This is a genomic window from Pseudomonas sp. GXM4 (assembly GCF_008923895.1).
GTDB classification, from domain to species: domain Bacteria; phylum Pseudomonadota; class Gammaproteobacteria; order Pseudomonadales; family Pseudomonadaceae; genus Aquipseudomonas; species Aquipseudomonas atacamensis.
On sequence record NZ_WBRZ01000391.1, the window covers coordinates 1 to 3844 of the forward strand.

The following is a 3844-nucleotide window of genomic DNA, read 5'->3' on the forward strand; positions in this document are numbered from 1 at the left end:
CTCCTACACTTTGGAACGCATTCCCCTGTAGGAGCTGCCGAAGGCTGCGATCTTTTGATCTGCCAACAGGACAATGACCTTCACGACCGCGAGGCCTATAATGCCGGCCTTTCTGCCCAACCCTTGCCCGCTTCCGGAGCCCGCATGACCCAGGATCAACTCAAACAGGCCGTGGCCCAGGCCGCTGTCGACTTCATCCTGCCGAAACTCGACGACAAGAGCATCGTCGGCGTCGGCACCGGCTCCACCGCCAATTGCTTCATCGATGCACTGGCCCAGCACAAGGGCGCGTTCGATGGCGCGGTCGCCAGCTCCGAAGCCACCGCCGCGCGCCTCAAGGGCCATGGGATTCCGGTGTATGAGCTGAATACCGTCAGCGATCTGGAGTTCTACGTCGACGGCGCCGATGAAAGCGATGCGCACCTGAACCTGATCAAGGGCGGCGGCGCCGCCCTGACCCGCGAGAAGATTGTCGCCGCCGTGGCCAAGACCTTCATCTGCATCGCCGACGCCAGCAAACTGGTGCCGGTACTCGGCGAGTTCCCGCTGCCGGTGGAAGTCATCCCAATGGCCCGCAGCCACGTAGCCCGCCAACTGGTGAAACTCGGTGGCGACCCGGTGTACCGCGAAGGCGTATTGACCGACAACGGCAACATCATCCTCGACGTGTTCAACCTGCAGATCACCAACCCGGTGGAGCTGGAAGCGCAGATCAATGCCATCGTCGGCGTGGTCACCAACGGCCTGTTCGCCGCGCGCCCGGCGGATCTGTTGTTGCTGGGCACCAGTGAAGGCGTGAAAACCCTGAAGGCTGAGTAAGCCGGACTGCCCACACTGTGTGGGCAAATGAAATACCTGTGGGAGCTGGCTTGCCAGCGATAGCGGCCTGTCAGTCAACAATGATGTTGAAAGTGATGGCCTCATCGCTGGCAAGCCAGCTCCCACAGTGTTTTGGGGTGTTGGTTAGGGCTGTGCCGGTTTCTTGAACACGTAAAACAGATTCGGCTCGCTCACCAGGTACAACGTGCCGTCATCATCCATCGCAATTCCCTCCGCCTGCGGCACGGTTTTCTGCAAACCCTGACGCCCGCCGCTGATCGACATGGTGCTCAACGGGCGCCCGTCGACATCCAGCTCGATAATCAACCGCGACTCGTCCGACAGTGCCAGCAAGTGCCCGCTGCGTTCGTCGTACTGCAGACTCGACAGATCACGCACGAACATCCCGGCATCGCGCTTGGGGTTGTTGATCACGTGCACCGCGTAGGTCTTGTCCGGTTTGAAATGCGGGAAGCCGTGGACTTCGTAGATCAGCATCGGGTCGCGTTCTTTCGCCACGAACAGCCGCTTGCCCACCGAGTCGTAAGCCAGCCCCTCGAAACCCTTGTTGCTGGCCATGTGCACGCCCAAGGTCATTTGCTCGGCATCTTCGGCATCGAGAAAAGTGGTGTCGGCCTCGAGATGAATCTTGATCAGGCGTTGCTGGCGCTCGTCGGTGATCACGTAGGTGTCGGCGCTGATGTATTCGACCGCTTCCGGATCGCCGAACCCGACCAGAGCGATGCGCCGCAGAATCTTGCCTTCCAGGGACAATTCGACCAGTTCGGAATTCTTGTTGGTCACGGTGAACAGGCTTTTGCGCACCGGATCGTAGGTCAGCGCCGAGACGTCATCGTCGAGCCCGTCGATCGGTCGCGCTTCGATGGTCACCCGATATTGATCCAGGCCGATCGCCTCGCTGCTCAACGGTTGCCACAGCGTGTGCAGGTTGAACCAGGCGCGCTCGAACAGGCGCAAGTATTGACCGATCGCGAGCAACGCGATCAGGGCAATCATCAACAGGACAAGAATCAGCGGTTTGGGACGGGCAAGTCGACGCATTCAGGCAGGCTCGGGTTCAAGGCAGGCGGATGAAATATCACGCCTGTCTGAACTGAAGCTTAATGGCCACTTGCCTGCCACGACAACCGCACAATTCCGCGATTGTCGTAGGGAAAATTACCGGGGTTTTTCGAAGCGGTAGAACAGGTTCGGTTCGCTGACCATGTACAACGTGCCGTCCTCGTCCATGGTCATGCCTTCGGCGCGGGGAATGGTGTCTTTCAGACCGTTGAAATTCCCAAGCAACGTCATGAAACTGACTTGCTCGCCCTTCTCGTCCAGTTCCAGCAAAAGGTGCGAATCGGCGGACAACACCAGCAGATGGCCAGTGCGTGGGTCGACCGCCAGCGCCGACAGGTTGCGAATATCGAGCTCGTCACTGGCCAGCTTCTGCTTGTCGCCGATCAGGGTCTGGCTGCCGTCGCTTTTCCAGGTGAACAGCGCCGGCGGGCGCTCTTCACCCAGCACAAGTTGACGGTTACGCGGATCCCAGGTGATGGCTTCGAAAGCTTTGTTCTGATCTTTCGACGGCCCGAGGTCGTATTTCGGGAAGTCGGCAATGTTCAGCTCACGGGTACCGGCTTCGACCTTGACGATCGACAGCGTGTGTTGACGTTCATCAACAATCGCCAGCAGACCGTTTTCCATGACCGTCAGGCCTTCCGGGTTGCTCCAGCCCACCAGCGGCATCTTGCGCAGCACGTCGCCTTGCAACGTCAGCTCAGCCAGGAACGGATTTTTGCCCATGACCGCGAACAGGGTCTTGGTCTGCGGGTTATAGGCCAGATCCGAAGCTTCGTCCTTTTCCATGCCCGGCAGCGGCTTGGCATCAATCACCACCTGATAATCCGGCAGCCAGACGCTCTCCTTCTGCTCGGCCTTGCTCTCGAAGCGCTCCAGCACCCACAGCACGCCGCGATCATCCCAATGCATGGCGAACGCCAGCCCATAGGCTGCGGCGATGACCAGCAACAGCCATACATACCAGCGCAGGACGAAGCGCGAACGGGAGGGGGATTTCTGCTGAGTTGGAGATGCCATCAAGGGATGCGTTCCGTTAATTCAGGCCAAGGGTAATAGCACAAAGAGGCCGGCTGAGACGCCAGAATCGCGGAAATTATCCAGAGAGGATGTGAAAAAAACGGCAAATGGCGGGATTGCCGTGTGCATTTGCCAGCAGCAACACATTACAGATATGGAATGGCCCTTGTGGCGAGGGGATTTATCCCCGTTGGCGCGCGAAGCGCGCCCCTCTTGATCTTGAAGAGGGGCCTGCTGGGATAAATCCCCTCACCACAAAGCTCACCCCCTGCAAGGGGTTCTGCGGTTAGCGCACGCTGCTGCTGAAGCGGCTCGCCCCCGGCATTTCGAGGATGATTTCATCGCCGACGTTCAGCGGGCCGACGCCCACTGGCGTACCGGTGAGGATCACGTCGCCGGCCTGCAGCGAGAAGCAGCCGGCCATGTGCTGGATCATCGGCACGATCGGGTTGAGCATCGCGCTGCTGTTGCCGTCCTGGCGCACTTCGCCGTTGATGGTCAGGCGGATGCCAATGTCGGTCAGGTCAGCGAAGGTGCTGCCGACCACGAACGGCGCGATCACCGCCGCGCCGTCGAACGACTTGGCGATTTCCCACGGCAGGCCCTTGGCTTTCAGCTCGGCCTGCTTGTCGCGCAGGGTCAGGTCCAGCGCCGGGGCGAAGCCGGAGATCGCATCGAGGACTTCTTCACGGCTTGGTTTGGTCGACAGCGGCTTGCCGATCAACACGGCGATTTCCGCTTCGTAGTGCACCGAACCACGCTCGGTCGGAATGCTGAACCCGCCTTCCAGCGGCACCACGCAACTGCCCGGCTTGATGAACAGCAGCGGCTCGGTCGGCACCGGATTGTCCAGTTCCTTGGCGTGTTCGGCGTAATTGCGGCCAATGCACACGACTTTTCCGATCGGGAAGTGAATGCGCGT

4 protein-coding genes are annotated in these 3844 nt (G+C 60.0%); 1 reads left to right on the forward strand and 3 read right to left on the reverse strand.

The features are described from left to right. Positions 1–144: 144 nt before the first annotated feature. A complete protein-coding gene (gene rpiA / locus F8N49_RS26395) occupies positions 145–819 on the forward strand; it encodes a ribose-5-phosphate isomerase RpiA (protein ID WP_007913886.1) in 675 nt (224 codons plus the stop codon). A 144-nt stretch (positions 820–963) separates the two neighbouring features. Here the strand turns inward: rpiA and F8N49_RS26400 are convergent, their stop codons facing one another. The 3 genes from F8N49_RS26400 to F8N49_RS26410 all read right to left on the reverse strand — a co-directional run. Further along, a complete protein-coding gene (locus F8N49_RS26400; protein WP_122698620.1) occupies positions 964–1881 on the reverse strand; it encodes an SdiA-regulated domain-containing protein in 918 nt (305 codons plus the stop codon). Between the two features lie 117 nt (positions 1882–1998). Next, positions 1999–2922, reverse strand: coding sequence for an SdiA-regulated domain-containing protein (locus F8N49_RS26405; protein WP_016772676.1), 924 nt, complete (start codon positions 2920–2922; stop codon positions 1999–2001). A gap of 286 nt (positions 2923–3208) precedes the next feature. Beyond that, positions 3209–3844, reverse strand: a 636-nt coding sequence (locus F8N49_RS26410) for a fumarylacetoacetate hydrolase family protein (RefSeq protein ID WP_151553189.1), incomplete at its 5' end; no start/stop codon positions are given.

What these genes read in the sequence shown, in the direction of transcription:
- rpiA (WP_007913886.1), top strand. Translation starts at nt 145, where the DNA reads ATGACCCAGGATCAACTCAAACAGGCCGTGGCCCAGGCCGCTGTCGAC.
- F8N49_RS26405 (WP_016772676.1), bottom strand. Translation starts at nt 2,922, where the DNA reads ATGGCATCTCCAACTCAGCAGAAATCCCCCTCCCGTTCGCGCTTCGTC.
- F8N49_RS26400 (WP_122698620.1), bottom strand. Translation starts at nt 1,881, where the DNA reads ATGCGTCGACTTGCCCGTCCCAAACCGCTGATTCTTGTCCTGTTGATG.